General features: G+C 69.7%; 16 protein-coding genes and 1 tRNA gene. 10 read left to right on the top strand and 7 right to left on the bottom strand.

Annotated elements, in window-relative coordinates; translation table 11 throughout:
• Window positions 1–35 precede the first annotated feature (35 nt).
• From WBG06_RS01510 to WBG06_RS01500, 3 genes are read left to right on the top strand one after another with little or no spacing between them, the layout of a single operon-like run.
• Window positions 36–401 (top strand): hypothetical protein, encoded by a 366-nt coding sequence (locus tag WBG06_RS01510; protein WP_336734423.1) that lies wholly within the window; start codon window positions 36–38, stop codon window positions 399–401.
• Window positions 398–1,168 carry an ABC transporter ATP-binding protein gene (locus WBG06_RS01505; protein ID WP_336734421.1) on the top strand — a complete coding sequence of 257 codons (771 nt, stop codon included), beginning with the start codon at window positions 398–400 and terminating at the stop codon, window positions 1,166–1,168. Before WBG06_RS01510 ends, WBG06_RS01505 begins: the two co-directional genes overlap by 4 nt.
• Window positions 1,156–1,962 carry an ABC transporter permease gene (locus WBG06_RS01500; protein ID WP_336734419.1) on the top strand — a complete coding sequence of 269 codons (807 nt, stop codon included), beginning with the start codon at window positions 1,156–1,158 and terminating at the stop codon, window positions 1,960–1,962. Before WBG06_RS01505 ends, WBG06_RS01500 begins: the two co-directional genes overlap by 13 nt.
• 32 nt (window positions 1,963–1,994) lie before the next feature.
• Here the strand turns inward: WBG06_RS01500 and WBG06_RS01495 are convergent, their stop codons facing one another.
• The 3 genes from WBG06_RS01495 to WBG06_RS01485 all read right to left on the bottom strand — a co-directional run bounded on the left by WBG06_RS01495 (window position 1,995) and on the right by WBG06_RS01485 (window position 3,434).
• The gene (locus WBG06_RS01495) at window positions 1,995–2,558 is read right to left on the bottom strand and encodes a DUF1269 domain-containing protein (protein ID WP_336734417.1); all 564 of its coding nucleotides are present in this window, start codon (window positions 2,556–2,558) and stop codon (window positions 1,995–1,997) included.
• Window positions 2,559–2,684: 126 nt separating this feature from the next.
• Entirely contained in the window at window positions 2,685–3,077 is a 393-nt protein-coding gene (locus WBG06_RS01490) for an SHOCT domain-containing protein (protein WP_336734415.1), read from the bottom strand.
• Window positions 3,078–3,173: 96 nt separating this feature from the next.
• Complete coding sequence (locus WBG06_RS01485) at window positions 3,174–3,434, bottom strand: GlsB/YeaQ/YmgE family stress response membrane protein (protein WP_336734413.1); 261 nt, start codon at window positions 3,432–3,434, stop codon at window positions 3,174–3,176.
• 295 nt (window positions 3,435–3,729) lie between these two features.
• On the opposite strand from WBG06_RS01485, the gene WBG06_RS01480 reads away from it, so the two are divergent.
• Window positions 3,730–3,811: transfer RNA gene (locus WBG06_RS01480), tRNA-Gln, on the top strand.
• A gap of 146 nt (window positions 3,812–3,957) precedes the next feature.
• On the opposite strand, the gene WBG06_RS01475 is transcribed toward WBG06_RS01480, so the two are convergent.
• Window positions 3,958–4,728, bottom strand: coding sequence for an alpha/beta fold hydrolase (locus tag WBG06_RS01475; RefSeq protein ID WP_336734411.1), 771 nt, complete (start codon window positions 4,726–4,728; stop codon window positions 3,958–3,960).
• An 80-nt stretch (window positions 4,729–4,808) separates the two neighbouring features.
• Between WBG06_RS01475 and WBG06_RS01470 the strand changes: the two genes are divergently transcribed.
• The 4 genes from WBG06_RS01470 to WBG06_RS01455 all read left to right on the top strand — a co-directional run bounded on the left by WBG06_RS01470 (window position 4,809) and on the right by WBG06_RS01455 (window position 7,883).
• Window positions 4,809–5,408, top strand: a complete 600-nt coding sequence (locus WBG06_RS01470; protein WP_336734409.1) for a hypothetical protein — start codon at window positions 4,809–4,811, stop codon at window positions 5,406–5,408.
• Between the two features lie 199 nt (window positions 5,409–5,607).
• Complete coding sequence (locus tag WBG06_RS01465) at window positions 5,608–6,039, top strand: adenylyltransferase/cytidyltransferase family protein (RefSeq protein WP_183544210.1); 432 nt, start codon at window positions 5,608–5,610, stop codon at window positions 6,037–6,039.
• Window positions 6,036–7,634 (top strand): class I SAM-dependent methyltransferase, encoded by a 1,599-nt coding sequence (locus WBG06_RS01460; RefSeq protein WP_336734405.1) that lies wholly within the window; start codon window positions 6,036–6,038, stop codon window positions 7,632–7,634. The genes WBG06_RS01465 and WBG06_RS01460 overlap by 4 nt, the downstream gene beginning before the upstream one ends.
• Before the next feature lie 12 nt (window positions 7,635–7,646).
• The gene (locus tag WBG06_RS01455) at window positions 7,647–7,883 is read left to right on the top strand and encodes a DUF6752 domain-containing protein (RefSeq protein WP_040756014.1); all 237 of its coding nucleotides are present in this window, start codon (window positions 7,647–7,649) and stop codon (window positions 7,881–7,883) included.
• A 48-nt stretch (window positions 7,884–7,931) separates the two neighbouring features.
• Here WBG06_RS01455 and WBG06_RS01450 read toward each other — a convergent pair whose 3' ends face one another.
• Together WBG06_RS01450 and WBG06_RS01445 are read right to left on the bottom strand one after the other, a co-directional pair.
• Window positions 7,932–8,582 carry a response regulator gene (locus WBG06_RS01450; protein ID WP_336734399.1) on the bottom strand — a complete coding sequence of 217 codons (651 nt, stop codon included), beginning with the start codon at window positions 8,580–8,582 and terminating at the stop codon, window positions 7,932–7,934.
• Window positions 8,583–8,658: 76 nt separating this feature from the next.
• Window positions 8,659–13,989: a HAMP domain-containing protein gene (locus WBG06_RS01445; protein WP_336734397.1), complete on the bottom strand. Its 5,331-nt coding sequence runs from the start codon at window positions 13,987–13,989 to the stop codon at window positions 8,659–8,661.
• Between the two features lie 175 nt (window positions 13,990–14,164).
• On the opposite strand from WBG06_RS01445, the gene WBG06_RS01440 reads away from it, so the two are divergent.
• Window positions 14,165–16,294 carry a SpoIIE family protein phosphatase gene (locus tag WBG06_RS01440; RefSeq protein ID WP_336734395.1) on the top strand — a complete coding sequence of 710 codons (2,130 nt, stop codon included), beginning with the start codon at window positions 14,165–14,167 and terminating at the stop codon, window positions 16,292–16,294.
• Between the two features lie 11 nt (window positions 16,295–16,305).
• Here the strand turns inward: WBG06_RS01440 and WBG06_RS01435 are convergent, their stop codons facing one another.
• Window positions 16,306–17,148, bottom strand: coding sequence for a helix-turn-helix transcriptional regulator (locus WBG06_RS01435; RefSeq protein ID WP_336734393.1), 843 nt, complete (start codon window positions 17,146–17,148; stop codon window positions 16,306–16,308).
• Window positions 17,149–17,250: 102 nt separating this feature from the next.
• Between WBG06_RS01435 and WBG06_RS01430 the strand changes: the two genes are divergently transcribed.
• A complete protein-coding gene (locus WBG06_RS01430) occupies window positions 17,251–18,009 on the top strand; it encodes an SDR family oxidoreductase (RefSeq protein ID WP_336734391.1) in 759 nt (252 codons plus the stop codon).
• Window positions 18,010–18,065 lie beyond the last annotated feature (56 nt).

Raw genomic sequence — 18,065 nt, 5'->3', positions numbered from 1 at the left:
AATGTTCCTGATCTGAGTATATTCTAGGAGACGAGATGACAACCCTCGCCGTCGCGGACCACGTCCTGACACTGACCTTCCCCGGATGGGAGCGGCTGATGGTCGGGCGTGCGGGCTACTCCATCCCGCTCAGCGCCGTCGACTCGGTGGACATGATGCCCGGATGGAGCTCGGAGGTCCTCGGCTGGCGCTCGGGTCTGGTGATCTCCGGTTATCGCAAGCTGGGCACCTTTCGGCATCCCGATGGCACCCGCAGGCTGGTCTCGATGACGCGCGGCCTGCCGCTGTTGCGGATTCGGTTGCGCGACCGGGAGCTCGGTGCGGGGTTCGACGAGCTGCTGATCAGCACCTCGGACGCCGCCGAGACGGCTGCGGAGCTCGACGCGCTGGCCCGACCATGAGCGCCGAGCCCGTGGGGATGGCGGCGAAGGGGAGTGCGGTGCTGCGGGGGCCGACACTGCGTACGGAAGGACTGGTCAAGTCGTTCGGCCCGATGCCCGCACTGACCCGGGTCGACCTGGTCGCCCGGCCGGGGCGCGTGACCGGGTTCATCGGGCCGAACGGGGCGGGCAAGAGCACCACCTTGCGAATCCTCACCGGCCTCGCTCGTGCGGACCAGGGGTACGCGACGATCGACGCGGTGCCGTACGCCGCGTTGAGCCGTCCGGCCCGAGTGCTGGGTGTCGTCGGCGACCTCGCCGGTGCCCACCCGGGGATGACCGCTCGCGGTCACCTGCAGACCCAGGCTGCGCTGATCGGTGTGCCCGGCGACCGGGTGGACCAGGTGCTGGAGGAGAGCGGCCTGCACACCGCGGCGCGTCGGCGGATCCGCGGGTTCTCGACCGGGATGCGGCAGCGCCTGGCCCTGGCGACCGCCCTGCTGGGGGAACCGTCCGGGCTGATCCTCGACGAGCCGACCAACGGCCTCGACCCCTCCGGCATCGTCTGGCTTCGACGCCTGCTGCGATCCTTCGCCGACGCCGGTGGAACGGTGCTGGTGTCCAGCCACGTGCTCACCGAGCTGCAGCAGGTCATCGACGACCTGGTGCTCATCGAAGGTGGCCGCACCCTCTGGGCCGGTTCCTTGAGCGAGTTCGTCAGCGACCACGCGTCGTTGGAAGAGGCCTACCTGAGCATGATCGAGAAGGAGATGGCATGCGAGAGCTGACGGATGCGGTCCGAGGCGAGGTCGTGCGGCTGACCCGAACCCGGCTGGCCCTGTGGACCCTGGTCGCCGCGGCCGCGTGCGGCGGCCTGCTCACTGCGCTCGTCGCGCTGACCGGACCGGAGAACGCCACTCCACCAATGCCGGGGATGGACACGAGCGAGGGCGTCTCCGGAGTCCTGAGCCTCCTCGGGGCCACTCTCTTCGTGCCTGCGCTGATCGGCACCATGGCGATCACCGGCGAGTTCCGTCATCGCACCGTGGCCACCACGTTCCTCGCGGTGCCGAGGCGGGGCCGGGTGCTGGTGGCCAAGCTGGTCGCCTACGGAGGTCTCGGCCTGGCGTACGGGCTGGGGATGGGGCTCTTCGCGGTCGCCGGCATCTATGCGGGCACCTCCGCCCGCGGGATCGTGCCCGGGCTCGGCTTCGAGGCCATCCTCGACACTGCGATGAGGTATGGCGTCGCGGCAGCCATCTACATGGTGCTGGGCGTCGGCATCGGAGCGGTCGCGCGGCACCAGCTGATCGCGATCGGGATCACCTTGGGGTACTTCTACTTCGCCGAGAACCTGGTGATGATCCTCCCTGGGGCCAACATCGTCTATCCGTTCCTGCCCGGAGGGGCAACCTCGGCGCTCACCGGAGCGACCCAGCTGCTGGAGATGGTCGCAGCCGAGACGGGTGTGAGCGGTCCGGTCGTCCAAGCCCCAGTGGTGGGAGCCGTCGTCCTGCTCGGGTACGCCCTGGCCGCCTCGGCGCTGGCCGCGGCGGTGTCGCTGCGCCGAGACGTCGTCTGACGTGTGCCGGATCGACGCCTCGGCGCAGTGCCTCAGGCGTCGGTCTCCTGTGCCTCCTTGGCCGCAGCCTTGATGTCGTCGGCGGCGACCTTCTCGACGGCGGACTCGACGACGTTCTCCGCCTTGTCGAGCGCCTTGCGGATCTTGATCTCGCCCGGGTCGGAGACGAGGGCGAGGAGGCCGGAATGGCCCGGCTCGATCGCGTCCTGGAGCTGCTCTGCCAGCTCGCTGCGGTGGTGACGCTCTCGCAGCTTTCCGGCAAGAGCGCCGGCGCCGCCGGCCACCGCGGCACTGCCGAGGATCGAGGGCGGGAAGATCACGCCGAGCGCGATGCCGCCGACGAGGCCCCACTTGAGCCCTGACTTCGTGCTGTGGTCGGTCGCCTTCTGGATCTCCAGCTTGCCCTCCGTCGTACGCCTGACGACGATGACGCCCTCGATCTCGACGCTGCGGCCGTCCTCGACCGACTTGAGCGCTTCGTACGCCTCCCATGCGGTGTCCGTGTCGCTGAAGTCGGCGATGAGAAGGGTGTAGGCACCGTCGGAGACGGAGGCCGCGTCGATCTCGAGGTCGGGGGTGGTGGACTCGTCTGTCATGACAGGGGCTCCTTGAGGCTCTTCGGTGATGTGACTCCGCCACTCTTGAACGTGCGATGGCCTGGTGGCATCACCCGTTGCGGGTGGTGCCACCAGGCCATCTGGTGGTGCGGAGGCCGCGATCGGTCAGCTGAGGGCCTTGGCCTTCAGGGTGTCGAACTCGGCCTGGGTGATGGTGCCGGCGTCGAGAAGTGCCTTGGCACTCGCGATCTGGTCGGCCGGCGTCGTCGGTGTGCCCGCGACTTCCTTGATGTAGTCGTTCTGGGCAGCCTGCAGCTCGGCGACCTTGGCCTGCTGACGCTCGTTCATGCTGCGGCCGCGGGCGATCAGGTAGATCACCGCGCCCACCCAGGGCAGCAGAACCAGGAGGACTGCCCATCCTGCCTTGGCCCAGCCGCTCAGCGTCGTGTCCCCGAACAGGTCGAAGATGCAGCGGATCCAGACCATCAGCGCGGCGATCCAGATGAAGAACCAGAGCGTCCAGAGGAGCACGGTTCCGAAGTCCTTCAATATGTCCATGACAAGCCCTCTTCGTTGAGTCCAGCAGATGCGGGACGATCGGTGAGGAGAGTCTGATGGCGGGCTGTGGACGCCGCTTCACCCGTATGGGGTGAGTCAGCCTTCGCGCGAGCGGCGCCAGAATCCCCACGCCCAGGTGAGGAGCAGGGCGCCCAGGATCGACCCGATCAGGCCGGTCGCGTGGAGGTCGAGGCCGTTGCCGGTCAGGAGGCTGAGTCCCAGACCGCCGACGAAGGAGCCCAGCAGGCCCGTCACCACGGCAGTGGTCCAGTCGACGTCCTTCATCGACCGGCCGAGGATGATCTGGGCCACGCCGCCTGCCACGATGCCGAACAGGATGATCGCGAGGATGAGCATGGCGGCAACGTATCGCATCCAACCGCTCTGTTTACGGCATTGCGAGCATCGACGCGACAATGATGTGCCGATGCGGCCGCGACACGGCCTGATCACCCCCATCCACAGACCTCTGGCCTCGTGCGCGGCGAGCGTGGACAAACTCCGCGATCGTTCCTCTGCCCGCGTGCCGGAACCGCCCGGACGTACGTCGGTCCGTCCGTCGCCGACTGACTCGACAGCACGTCTGGATCGAGTCAGTGCGGTGCGGGCCCGGTCGGCCGTCTACAGTTGTCCCGTGCGTTTCGGCGTACGTTCCCCGGTTGGTCTGCCGGCAGGGCCCGCCTGACTTTGAATCAGGACTAGCGACGTAGGTTCGACTCCTACCCGGGGAGCCACAACTGAGCGTGAATCTCCTCATCTGGCGGTAAGCGACAAGTCAGAACCGACCCGCTTTGCTGCGGCCGCTGGGGCCAGCAGGTGCTGGACGAGATGGCCCGCTCGATTCTCGGATGGCGCCGCGCATCTCGTACGTGAGCGAGGTTCATGCAGCGTGGCGGCGGAGGAAGTCGCGGAGGATGTCGTTGAAGGCCTGCGGGACCTCGAGGTTGCTGACGTGACCGCAGTCGGGGATGACGGCGAGGTCCGCCCCCGGGATGCGGCGCTCGAACTCGTGGGCGACCGACAGAGGCGAGCGCGCGTCGAGGGCACCCCAGATGAGCTGGGTGGGCACCTGGACGGTGCCGAGCACGTCGGTCAGGTCGGCGTGGGCCATCGCGGTCAGGGCGGTCAGCATGCTGCGGCGGCGTACGTCGGCTGCCATCGCCTCCAGCAGAGGCACGAACGTCGCCGGCGCGGGGCCGGCGAAGAGGCCTGGGAGGGTCGGGTCGAAGCTGCCCGCCGGCTGGTTGAGCAGGCCCGCGAGTCGGGCGTCGGCCTCGTCAGGTCCGAGCGAGCCGCGCCAACCGGCGTAGCCGTCGGCGAGCACCAGGCTTCGCGTCACTTCGGGGTGACGCCGATAGACCTCGAGGATGACCGTCACTCCCCAGGAGATCCCGACGAGGGCGCAGGGCGAGACGTCCAGGGCGCGGATCAGTCCGGCCAGGTGGTTGCCGTAGTCGCTCAGCGCGAAGCCCGTGGGCACGTCGCCAGAGCCGCCGGCGCCGGGTTCGTCCCACGCTATGACGGTGAACTCGTCGGAGAGTGCGTCGAGCTGTGGGGTCCAGGCGCGGCCGTCCTGGACGAACATGACCGCAGGGCCGTTTCCGGCCCGCCGGAAGGCGAGGCGGAGCCCGTCGATCTCGACGACGTCCATGCATCGAAGGTAGCGCGCTCCGGGTTCGGGTAGGGGATTCCCCGATGTCTCGACGCGCCGCGACTCATAGCGTCGGGAGTGTGACGACTCTCGAGAGCCAGAAGGGGCCGGTGGTGCCCGCGGCGCGTGCCGCGGGCCCTGCCGTCTTCGCTGTCGCGGTGCTGATGGCGTTGGGCTGTCTGGCGTTCGCCGGAGTGAACGTGGTCTTCGAGGCCACCGATCGTTTCGCCGAAGGTCGCTACGCCGAGTACGCCACCGGCCTCTCCGTCATGAACTGGACCGTCACGGGCCTGAAGGTGCTGGGCGCCGCGGTAGCACTGCTGTCGGTGGCCACGCGTCCTGTCCGGTTCGTGACGCCATGGGCCATGTCGGTGCTTCTCTGGGGTGCCTTCGCGACGCTCGCGCTCGATGCGGTCGGCAGCATGGTGGAGGCCGGTGCGATCCTGCTGGGAGCGAGCGGCGACCCGGCCGACCTCGGCCCGCGCTCGGTGGCGTACCTCCTCGGGTCGGTCGTCTCGGCCGCTGGATTCGGGGTGCTCGCCGTGTCCTACCTGCGGCGGTACGCCGTCTCGAAGACCACCATCTTGCTAGGCGTGCTCGGTGGCCCGATCCTGCTCGGAATGCTGTTCCTCGGCCTTCCGGGACTGCTCGTCGTTCTCGGGGTCATGCCGCCCAGTTGACCCCGGCCTTCGTCATAGATGGCCACGTGCCGTTCATCTTCGGGTAAGGTCGCCGGGCTTCCTGTGCACATCCGCGTGTCGCGCTGGTGATTCCGGAGATGCGTGGAGAGGCATGGATACTGGCCTGTATCAGGGCCGTGGGGGAGCAGGGTGTAAAGTCGCCCAAACTACTCGACAAACACTTGGAGGAAGCGTGGGCATGGGACCGGTCATCGGTTACGTACCTGGCGTGTTCGATCTCTTCCACATCGGTCACCTCAACATGCTTCGCCAGGCGCGCGAGCGCTGCGACACGTTGATCGCGGGTGTGGTCTCCGACGAGGTCTGCGAGACGACGAAGGGGATCATCCCGACCGTCCCGCTCGTCGAGAGGCTCGAGATCGTCGAGGCGATCGGGATCGTGGACGCGGTCTACGCCGAGCGCACGACCGACAAGGTCGACTCCTGGCGCGAGGTCGGGTTCACCCACCTCTTCAAGGGTGACGACTGGAAGGGCACCGAGAAGGGCGACAACCTCGAGAAGAAGATGGCGTCGGTCGGTGTCGAGGTCGTCTACTTCCCCTACACGCTCCAGACCAGCAGCACGGCTCTGCGGAAGGCGATCGCGCGAGAAGGTGCCCAGGTCTCGTGACCGTCAGTGCCCCCACACCCGGCGGACAGTTCGAGATCTCCGACGAGGGGGTCCTCGTCAGAGGCTCCTCGACGCAGGTGCTGATTCTCTCCGTCGACGGCCAGTACGTCTGGTCGCTCACCCCCGACCGCGACGGCCACCCGGCCGACGGCGGCACGATGGTGCCGTGGCCGACCGTGCTCACCCGGTTCCTCAACGGCTCCGCGACGATCACGATCGCCGACTACGAGGGTGAGGTGCTGTTCGAGGACAAGGTCTCCCTCGGCACCGGTGAGGGCGCCATCTCGATCGTCGACGGCGGCGGCAACCCGCTCAGCGTCGACAAGGTCGGCCACCTGACCCGGTCGTTCGAGGCCACCGACACCAGCATCCGCGAGGAGATCCTCGACGGCACCCAGCGTGTCCTCGCCGACCTCCGTGACGTGATCGGCGTCGAGGCCTACCTCAACTACGGCGCGCTCCTCGGTGCGATCCGCGAGGGCCGGATGCTCGGGCACGACTCCGACACCGACGTCTGCTACCTCTCCAAGCACACCGTCCCCGCCGAGATCATCACCGAGTCCTACGCCATCGAGCGCGCCATGCGCGAGCGCGGCTGGAGCATCCTGCGGATGTCCGGTGGCGACATCAAGGTGCTGCACCAGGTCTCCGACGGCCGCAAGGTGCACATCGACATCTTCGTGGCGTTCTACGTCCCCGACGCGAACGGCGAGCCGGTCTTCTACCAGCTCGGCAACCGCTCCGGCCGGCTGCGCCGCGAGGCGATCGTGCCGGTCTCGACGATCAACCTGCACGGCTTCGACTTCCCGGCTCCCGCCGAGCCCGAGGAGATGCTGGCCTTCATCTACGGCCCGAAGTGGCGCACCCCGGACCCGTCGTTCAAGTACGCCGACCCGCCCGCCGGCGTGCGCCGTCTGGACGGGTGGCTGCGCGGCTTCCGCACCGACATGGGGGCCTGGACCGAGTTCCACAGCACCCACGGGAGCGAGCTGGAGGGCAAGCAGTCGGCGTTCGGCGAGTGGGTCCTCGAGCAGCTTCCCGAGGACGCGAAGGTCGTCGACATCGGCGCCGGGTCCGTCGGGCGCGACGGTCGCTTCTTCGCCCGCAAGGGCCACCAGGTGCGTTCGGTGGACTTCTCCCGCGCCGCCGTGGCAGCCGTACGCCGCCGGGCCGAGCGCCACAAGCTCCCGCTGGTCTCCGACCAGCTCATCCTCGGCGAGCTCCGCTCGACGCTGACCCTGGGCGCGCGGCTGGCCCGCGACCCGCACCACCTCTACGCCCGCGACCTGATCGGCTGCCTCGACAAGGCCGCGCGGAGCCAGCTGTGGACCCTGTCGAAGATGGCGCTGCGGCCTGGCGGCGGCAAGCTCTTCCTCGAGTTCGCGGTGACCGGCGACGACTTGCCCGACCCGCAGCCCGAAGGCCTCGTACGCCGCATCGATCCGGATCTGGTTAAGGCCGAGATCGAGGCGGCCGGCGGTGTCGTGGAGCACCTCGGGATCGATGACGGCCAGGACATGCTCGGCAACCCGCTGCCGCGCGTCGCGCGGTTGCGCGCCTCCTGGCCCTCCCTCAACGTTGCAGAAGGAATGTAGGAAGAAGCTGACATGTCCGACGAATCCGGCATCAAGAACATCGCGCGCGGCGCCCGTGATGCGGCCCGCACCCGGGCCTCGCTGGTCCGCCGCATCGAGGCGCTCGAGGCCGAGGTGCAGGAGCAGCGTCAGCTCAACCGGCGCGTCGCCGAGCTGACCGACGTGGTCGCCGAGCTGCTCATCCCGCTGCAGGACGCCGACAAGGAGAAGGCGGAGAAGATCCTCGCCGAGTACCGCGCGAAGATCTGAGCCTGCGGAGCCGCACCCGCGGGTCGAGACCTACCGCGCGGACGCGCATCATCCCAGCGTGTCGAGGGCCTGCCTGAGGTCGTCGATCCGCTGGCCGAGCCGGCGGCGGGCGTCGCTGCCGGGGCCCATGTCGGCGCCGCCGTCCAGATCGGCGACCGCCTCCTCCACGCCGGTCAGCCGGGCGCGGAGGTCGGCGACGACATCGACGTCGACCCGGCCGGGCACCGAGGCACGACGCTCGTCCAGCGACCGGCGCAGCAGGTCGGCCTGGGTGCTGAGCTTGCGGCTGGCGTGCCACAGGTCGACGAAGACCTGCACCTTCGCCCGCAGCAGCCACGGGTCGAACGGTTTGGCCAGGAAGTCGGCGGCACCGGTCGCATAGCCGCGATAGGCCAGGTGGGTGTCGAAGTCGTTGGCGGTCAGGAAGATGATCGGGACGTCCTTGGTGCGCTCCCGGGCCTTGATCCGGGTGGCCGTCTCGAACCCGTCCATCCCGGGCATCTGGGCGTCGAGCAGGATCAGCGCGAAGTCGTCGTGGAGCAGGGCGCGGAGGGCGTCCTCGCCAGATCCGGCGCGGACGAGGGTCTGGTTGAGCGAGCCGAGGATCGCCTCGAGCGCGACCAGGTTGGCCGCCCGGTCGTCCACCAGCAGGATCTTCGCCCGCTGCAGGTCCGATGTCGCTCGCTGGCGCTCGCTCATGTCGCCGCCTCCGTAGGACAGACCAGAGAGTACGGAAGCGGCGACCTGAGGCCTGATGTCGCTCGCTGGCGCTCGCTCATGGCAACCACGACCGGAACAACGAGAGCAGGTCGGCGACGTCGACCGGCTTGGTGATGTATTCCGAGGCGCCGGCGGCGATGCTGTCCTCCCGGTCGCCCGTCATCGCCTTGGCGGTGAGCGCGATCATCGGCAGGCTCTTGAACTGCGGGATGTCGCGGATCAGCCGCATCGCGGTCAGTCCGTCCATACCCGGCATCATGATGTCCATCAGGACCAGATCGACACCCGGCTCCCGCTGCAGCGCCTCGATCCCGGCCTCTCCGGACTCTGCGTAGAGGACGTCGATGCCGTGCTGCTCGAGCGCGCTGGTGAGCGCGAAGACGTTGCGTACGTCGTCGTCGACGATCAGGATCCGCCGACCCGCGAACTGGCCGGTGCTGTCGGTCGGCTCGGTGACGTACGTCCGGCGGAGCTGCACCCCCGTGCGGCCGAGCAGGACGCTCACCTCGTCGATCGCCTCCTCGGTGGTCGCCGGGGTCTTGAGGGTCATCGTCTCGGCGTAGCGGTCCAGCCTGTTCTGCTGGGCCCTGGTCATCTCGCCGACCCGGCTCAGCACGACCGGGATGTGCTGGGTGCGCTTGTGGGTGCGGATCCAGCGGAGGACGTCGAAGCCGCCCTCGGCCAGGGGCAGGTCGAGCACCACGCAGTCGACCTCTCGCTCAGCCAGGACGGTGTGTGCCTCCTCGGGCGTGGAGCCGAAGACCGTCTCGACCTCGTCGACGGAGCCGAAGAGGGCCTCGACGACGGCACTGGTGCCGAGGCCGGCCTCGTCGTTGCCGTCGCTGATCACCAGCAGGAGCTGGTCGGCCCTGGTGTCGGTCGCATCCTCGTCGGCCGCAGGCGTCGCGGGCAGGGCATCGAGGGTCTCGGCGCTGATCCTGGGGACGTACAGCGTGAACGAGCTGCCGTGCCCGGGCTCGCTCTTGACCTGGATCTCGCCACCGATGAGATGGGCGACCTCGCGGCTGATCGACAGGCCGAGACCGGTGCCGCCGAACTTGCGGCTGATGGTGCCGTCGGCCTGCTGGAAGGCCTCGAAGATGACTCTCAGCTTCTCGGGCGGGATGCCGATGCCGGTGTCGACGACCGAGAAGGCGAGCACCGCGTCCGCCTGCTGCAGGCTCGGTGTCGAGAACCGCTCGCCGGAGGCGTTGCGGATCAGCAGGCGTACGCCGCCGCTGTCGGTGAACTTCACCGCGTTGGAGAGCAGGTTGCGCAGCACCTGCTGGAGCCGGTGCTGGTCCGAGCGCAGCAGGCGGGGCACGTCGGGGTCGACGCTGACGATGAAGTCGAGGTCCTTCTCCGCGGTCAGCGGCCGGAAGGTCGCCTCGACGTATTCGACGACCGAGGTCACGTCCACATCGGTCACGTGGACGTCCATCTTGCCGGCCTCGACCTTGGAGAGGTCGAGGATGTCGTTGATCAGCTGGAGAAGGTCGGTGCCGGCGCCGTGGATGGTGCGGGAGTATTCCACCTGACGAGCGTTGAGGTTGCCGTCGACGTTGTCGGAGAGCAGCCGGGCCAGGATGAGCAGCGAGTTGAGCGGCGTACGCAGCTCGTGCGACATGTTGGCCAGGAACTCCGACTTGTAGCGCGAGGAGAGGGCGAGCTGCTCGGCGCGCTCCTCCAGGCCGCGCCGGGCCTCCTCGATCTCGAGGTTCTTGATCTCGATCGCCTGGTTCTGGTCGGCGAGCTGGCGAGCCTTCTCCTCGAGCGCCGCGTTGGTCTCCTGCAGCTCCACCTGCTGCCGTGCGCCCTCGTCCTGTCGGTCCTGGAGCTCGGCGGCGAGGCGCTGCGACTCGACCAGCAGCTCCTCGGTGCGCGAGCTGGCCATGATCGCGTTGAGCGAGACCCCGATCGACTCGGCGAGCTGCTCGAGGAACTGCATGTGGACGGCGCTGAAGGGCCGGAACGAGGCGAGCTCGACGACGCCGATCACCTTCTCCTCGAAGACGACCGGGAGGACCACGATCGAGGTCGCGGCGGCCGACCCGTGCCCGGAGGAGATCCGCAGGAAGCCGGGCGGCACGTCGCGTACGACGATCGGCTGGCGGTCGTAGGCGGCCTGCCCGACCAGGCCCTCGCCGACGGCGAAGACGTCGGGCACGTCCGGGCTCGGCTGGTAGCCGTAGGAGGCGATCCGGCGCAGCACCTTCGGGCCGCCGTGCTCGGAGGTCTGGTCGGTGAGGAAGATCGAGCCCTGCTGGGCGCCGACCAGCGGGGTGAGCTCGGAGACGATCAGCCGGGCGACCTCGAGGAGGTCACGACCGCCCTGCATGTGGCCGGTGAACCGGGCCAGGTTGGTCTTGAGCCAGTCCTGGTCCTCGTTGGCCTTGGTGGTCTCCCGCAGCGAGTCGATCATCTCGTTGAGGTTGTCCTTCAGGTCGGCGACCTCGCCGGCGGCACCGACGGTGATCTGCCGGCTCAGGTCTCCCTGGGTCACCGCGGCGGAGACCTCGGCGATCGCGCGCAGCTGCGTGGTCAGCGTCGAGGCGAGCTGGTTGACGTTCTCCGTCAGGCCGCGCCAGGTGCCGGAGACGTCGGCGACCTCGGCCTGGCCGCCGAGCTTGCCCTCGGTGCCGACCTCGCGGGCGACGCGGGTGACCTCGTCGGCGAAGGAGGAGAGCTGGTCGACCATGGTGTTGACCGTGGACTTGAGCTCGAGGATCTCGCCGCGGGCGTCGACGGTGATCTTCTGGGTGAGGTCGCCGCGGGCGACGGCGGTGGTGACCTGGGCGATGTTGCGGACCTGGGAGGTCAGGTTGGACGCCATCGAGTTCACCGAGTCGGTGAGGTCCTTCCAGGTGCCGGCCACGCCGCGTACGTGCGCCTGGCCGCCCAGCGACCCCTCGGTGCCGACCTCGCGGGCGACGCGGGTGACCTCGTCGGCGAACGTACGCAGGGTGTCGACCATCGCGTTCAAGGTGCCCGCCAGGGCGGCCACCTCGCCGCGGGCCTCGATGGAGATCTTCTGCGACAGGTCGCCCTGGGAGACCGCCTTGGAGACCTGGGCGATGCTGCGGACCTGGTTGGTCAGGTTGGACGCCATCGAGTTCACCGAGACGGTCAGGTCGCGCCAGGTGCCGGCGACGCCGGGCACCTGCGCCTGGCCGCCGAGCGCACCTTCCGTGCCGACCTCGCGGGCGACGCGGGTGACCTCGTCGGCGAACGACCCGAGCTGGTCGACCATGGTGTTGATGGTCGACTTGAGCTCGAGGATCTCGCCGCGGGCGTCGACGGTGATCTTCTGGGTGAGGTCGCCGCGGGCGACGGCGGTGGTGACCTGGGCGATGTTGCGGACCTGGGAGGTCAGGTTGGACGCCATCGAGTTCACCGAGTCGGTGAGGTCCTTCCAGGTGCCGGAGACGTCGTGGACGTCGGCCTGACCGCCGAGGCGGCCCTCGGTGCCGACCTCGCGGGCCACACGGGTCACCTCGTCGGCGAAGGAGGAGAGCTGGTCGACCATGGTGTTGATGGTCGACTTGAGCTCGAGGATCTCGCCGCGGGCGTCGACGGTGATCTGCCGGCTCAGGTCACCGCGGGCCACCGCCGTGGTGACCTGGGCGATGTTGCGGACCTGGGCGGTCAGCGTGCCGGCCATGAAGTTCACCGAGTCGGTCAGGTCGCGCCAGGTGCCGGAGACACCGGGCACCGCTGCCTGGCCGCCGAGCTGGCCCTCGCCACCGACCTCACGGGCGACGCGGGTGACCTCGTCGGCGAAGGCGGAGAGCTGGTCGACCATGGTGTTGACGGTGGTCTTGAGCTCGGCGAGCTCGCCGCGTACGTCGACGGTGATCTTCTGGGAGAGGTCGCCGCCGGCGACGGCGGTGGTGACCTGGGCGATGTTGCGGACCTGGTTGGTCAGGTTGCTCGCCATCGAGTTGACGGAGTCGGTGAGGTCCTTCCAGCGACCACCGACGCCGGGCACCTCGGCCTGGCCGCCCAGCATGCCTTCGGTGCCGACCTCGCGGGCCACACGCGTCACCTCGTCGGCGAAGGCGGAGAGCTGGTCGACCATGGTGTTGACGGTGGTCTTGAGCTCGGCCAGCTCGCCGCGTACGTCGACGGTGATCTTCTGCGACAGGTCGCCGCCGGCCACGGCGGTGGTGACCTGGGCGATGTCGCGGACCTGGTTGGTCAGGTTGGACGCCATCGAGTTCACCGAGTCGGTGAGGTCCTTCCACCGGCCGGCGACGCCGGGGACCTCGGCCTGGCCGCCGAGGCGGCCCTCGGTGCCGACCTCGCGGGCGACGCGGGTGACCTCGTCGGCGAAGGTCTGCAGCGTGGCGGTCATCGAGTTGAGCGTCTCGGCGAGCTCGGCGACCTCACCGCGCGCGGTGACGGTGATCTGCTGCGAGAGGTCGCCGCGGGCGACCGCCTTGGCGACCGAGGAGATCCCACGCACCTGGGAGGTCAGGTTGGAGGCCATCGTGTTGACCGAGTCGGTCAGGTCGCGCCAGGTGCCGGAGACACCGCGCACGTCGGCCTGGCCGCCCAGCCGGCCCTCGGTGCCGACCTCGCGGGCGACGCGGGTGACCTCGGCGGCGAAGGACGAGAGCTGGCCGACCATCCGGTCGACGGTGTCCTTGAGCTGCGCCATCTCGCCGGAGACCTCGATGGTGACCGTGCGGGACAGGTCGCCGTTGGCGACGGCGGTGGTGACCTCGGCGATGTCGCGGACCTGGGCGGTCAGGCGCGAGGACATCGTGTTGACCGCGTCGATCAGGTCCCGCCAGGTGCCGGAGGCGTTGCGCACGCGGGCGCGTCCGCCGAGCTTGCCCTCGGTGCCGACCTCGCGGGTGACCCGGGCGATCTCCTCGGTGATCGTGGCGAGCTGGGCGACCAGGCCGTTCACGCTCTTCGCGACCAGCAGCGGGTCGCCCTTGAGGGCGCGGCTGCCGTGACGTACGGCCATCGTCTGGGTGAGGTCACCCGCGGAGACCGCGGCGACGACCCGGGCGACGTCGGCCGTCGGGCGGGCCAGATCGGCGACCAGGTTGTTGGCGTCCTCGACGGCACCTGCCCAGGCACCGCCGCCGACGCTCGGCCGGAGTCGCTCGTCGTGATGCCCGTCGCGACCGGCCTCGCGGCGTACGCGGGCGAGCTCGCCGCTCAGGTGGCTCAGTCGTTCGGCGATCTCGTTGTGGAGGGAGGCGAGTTCGCCGAGCGGGCCGTCGATGGGCTCGAGGCGCCCCGTGAAGACGCCGTCGCGCATCGCGGTCATGCTGTCTCTGAGTCGGCGCAGCGCGATCGGATCGACCGGCACCTGCTCGGGGAGCGTGGTGCTGGCCGATGCATCCGCCGATGTGCCCGGCGATGAGGGCATCTCGCCTCCTCTCGCGCTGATTCGCGCGTCTGCTGCAGTGTCGCACTGATCATCCTGCTGCGGCTCGCAAACGAACGTTCACCACCGATTCTGGTAATTCCTTGACCTGTGCACCGCGGCCTTCGGCCGATCGGTCCCATTCCGACGCCAAACGGGTGCAGAATCGGCGGTGGCCATGAGCACCGGAGTCAAGTCGCTCTCGCGCACCTTCGAACCGGCACCCACGTCGGTCTCCGAAGCGCGCCGTTTCGCCCGGACCGTGCTGGCCGAATGGGGCCTCGACGACCTCCTCGACGACGCCGTGCTGCTCACCAGCGAGCTGGTGACCAACGCGGTGACCCATGCCGGCACCCCGATGACGGTGGCGGTCGTCCGCGAGGAGGACCGGCTCCGCATCGACGTGTTCGACCAGCACCCCACCCGGGTGCTCCCGGTCGGGGCCAACGCCCGCCCCGGTGCCGGCGAGCACGGCCGCGGTCTCCTCATCACCTCGGCGCTGTCCACGGCGTGGGGTGTGGAATACCGCAAGGACCACAAGCGGGTGTGGGCGGCGTTCGCGCTGGTCGAGGAGACTCTCGGCGTCGAGGCGCCCGCCGGTGACGGCCCCGAGGACCAGGACGTACGCCGCCGCGGGACCGCCTCTGCCGCAGGCGAGGATCCGCTGGGACTGAGCGGGCTGGCCCTCAACCAGCTGCCGCTCGCGGACATGCTCGAGCTGGTCGTGGAGCAGACCCGCGACCGGTTCGGCGCCGATGCTGCCTACCTGCTGCTCGAGGACGAGATGGAGGACCGGTTCGTGGTGGCGGCCACGAGCGGGTCCGCGGTGCCGATCCAGGGGCGGCGCGTACGTCGCGGTGAGACCGGTGCACCGGGTCTGCAGGCCTCGTTCCGGCCGTTGTCGATCAGCGATCTGCGGGCGACCCCGGTCGAGCTGCTCAGGGAGCTCGACCTGCGCTCGCTGGTGACGGCGCCGGTGGCCTTCGACGGGCGCGTGATCGGGACGCTGGCGATCGGACGGGCCGCCCCGGGCAGCTTCACGACCGAGGACGGCGCGCGGCTCCAGCGGGTCGCCGACTGGGCCGCCCCGAGCGTCGACCGCGCCGCGACCAGGGCCTCCGACAGCGAGCGCCGCGCCTGGCTCTCGTTCCTGGGGGAGTCCAGCGTCATGCTGGCCGCGTCGCTGGACCTGGAGGCGACGACGGTGATGACCGGGCAGATCATCGTGCCGCGGCTGGCGACGTGGTGCGGCATCTACCTCAACGACGCCCGCGACCAGCCTCGGCTCCAGTTCGCCTGGCACGCCGACGAGCACCAGCTCGACGCCGTGCAGGACGCCTTGGAGAAGGCCGCACCGGATGGCCGGGTGGCCCCTGCCGAGCCCGACTTCCCGGGTGAGGTCGCGATCCTGCCGCTGGAGGCGCGCAACCGGATCATCGGCTGGCTCACCCTCGGCCGGCCCGCCGGTGAGCCGCTGCGCCGCGAGCGGTTGCTGGTGGCGGAGTCGGTGGCGCGTCGAGCGGCGCTGGCCATCGACAACGCCCGCGCCCACACCGAGCTCCACGAGATCGGCCAGTCGCTGCAGCGCAGCCTGCTGCCGGCGGTGCTGCCGGAGATCCCCGGCGTCGACATCGGGGTGGGCTACGAGCCGACGGGCGAGTTCAACGACGCGGGCGGCGACTTCTACGACATCTTCGCGCTGGGCGGTGGCCGCTGGGGCTTCATGGTGGGAGACGTGTGCGGAGTCGGGCCGGAGGCGGCCGCGGTCGCCGGGATGTCGCGCCACACGGTGCGGGCGCTGATGCGGGCCGGCATCCCGATCGCGCCGACCCTGGAACGCCTCAACGCCGCGATCTGCGACGAGGGCTCGCGGGGTCGGTTCCTGACGATGGTGTGCGGGACGATCCAGGTCACCACCGCGTCCCGGTTCCGGCTGCGGCTCGTCTGTGCCGGCCATCCGCCGCCGTTCCTGGTCACTCGCGCCCGGCCCGGTGTGGCGGCACGTCGGGTCGGGCGGCCGCAGCCGCTCCTCGGCGTGATCGACGCGGTCGACTACATCGAGGAGGAGGTGACGGTCACCCGCGGCGACCGGTTCGTCGTCGTCACCGACGGTGTGCTCGAGCGGCGTGCGGGGGAGCCGATGTTCGAGGAGGCCGGGGTCGAGGCCGTCCTCGCCGCCGGCATCGGCACCGGGGCTCAGGTGGTCGCCGACCGACTGCTGCGCGCGGTCACCGACTTCTCCACCACGCCACCGTCGGACGACATGGCGGTCCTCGTCCTCGACGTGGGCAAGGGACTGCCGGTCTAGATGCTGCCGCGCTACGGGGTGCTGAACTGCTCGTGGCCGAGGACCGAGAGCAGCCGGATCTTCTCCTCGGCCTCGCTGCCGGGCACCGGTGTCAGCACCAGCAGCACCTGACTCTGGTCCTGGGTGGACAGGATCTGGCAGTCGACGTCGATGCGGCCGACCTGCGGGTGCAGCAGCGTCTTGTGGTCCTCGAACCTGTGCGTCACCTCGTGGCGCTCCCACAGGTCGCGGAACTCCTCGGACCGGGTGCTGAGGAGCCGGACGAGATCACCGGCGCGGGACCGCTCGCCGAGGGCGCCGTGGGCCATCCGCAGCGATGCGACCAGGCCGCGGCCATGGGTCTGGTGAAACTCCGGCGGGTAGACCCCACGGGTCGAGGGATCGGTGAACCAGCGATAGGCCTCGAACCGGTCCCAGCCGGTCAACGCCGGCCGGTCCCCGAAGATCGTGATCGCGAGCCGATTGGCGACCAGCGTCTCGCCGAGCGCCGACATGATCATCGCCGGGGTGTCCTCGAGCCGGTCCAGCACGCGCAGCAGCGCGGGTGTGACGTGGCGGTCCTCGAACGTACGCCGCGGCGCGTGGTGACCGGCCAGCCGGTAGAGATGATCACGTTCGTCGACGGTGAGCCGCAGCGTCCGGGCGAGCGCCGACAGCATCTGGTCGGAGGGCTGCGGGCCGCGCTGCTGCTCGAGGCGTACGTAGTAGTCGGTCGACATCCCGGTCAGCGCGGCGACCTCCTCACGGCGCAGGCCGGGTGTGCGTCGGCGCGGTCCGGCGACCAGGCCGACGTCCTGCGGGCGGAGCGCCTCCCGGCGGCGTCGGAGGAAGTCGGCGAGCGAGGCACGGTCCATGGCATCCATCATGCGGCGTGGCCTCGTGCGCAACCAGGGATCGCCGGTCCTACGATCGTCGGGTCTCTCCCGCGGCCGGATCCGGCGCCGCAGGGTGGAGGCATGAACATCACCGGAAACACCATCTTCATCCCCGGCGCGACCTCCGGGATCGGCCTCGCTCTCGCCCTCCGCCTGAAGGCGCGAGGGAACACCGTGATCATCGGCGGGCGGCGTACGTCGCTGCTCGCCGAGCTCGCCCAGGTGCACGGCTTCGAAACCGTCCGCATCGACACCGCCGACGCCGCCTCTATCGCGGAGGCGACCGCCGACGTGGTCGGCCGCTTCCCGGACCTGAACGTGCTCGTCACGATGGCCGGGATCATGCGCCTGGAGGACTGGACCACGCCGGGCTTCCTCGCTGATGCCGAGGAGACTGTGGTGACCAATCTGCTCGGCCCGATCAGGCTCGTCGACGCGCTGGTGCCGCACCTCCGCACGCGCCCCGGCGCCACGATCCTCACCGTCTCTTCGGGGCTGGCCCACACGCCGCTGCGGTTCACGCCCACCTACAACGCGACCAAGGCGGCCATCCACCAGCTCACCGAGTCGATCCGGATGCAGCTGGCGCCGATCGGGATCCAGGTCACCGAGCTCGTCCCGCCGGCGGTCCGGACCACCCTCATGCCGGGGCACGAGAGCTCCGAGCACGCGATGCCGCTCGACGCGTACGTCGACGAGGTGATGGCGCTCCTGGAGGCCGATCCCGAGGCTCACGAGGTGCTCGTGGAGCAGGTCAAGCTGTTGCGGTACGCCGAGGTGCGCGGCGACTACGACCAGATCATCGGTGTCCTCAACGCCGCCGAGGAACGGGTGCGCTGACCCCGTCGGGAGCCTCGGGCCCGGGACCCTAGACTGAGGCAGCATGAGCGAGCGAC

It is taken from the genome of Nocardioides sp. CCNWLW239, from assembly GCF_037137035.1.
In the GTDB taxonomy this organism is placed as follows: domain Bacteria; phylum Actinomycetota; class Actinomycetes; order Propionibacteriales; family Nocardioidaceae; genus Nocardioides.
The sequence above is the reverse complement of the archived record's forward strand: the minus strand, read 5'-3'. Positions and strand labels throughout refer to the sequence as shown.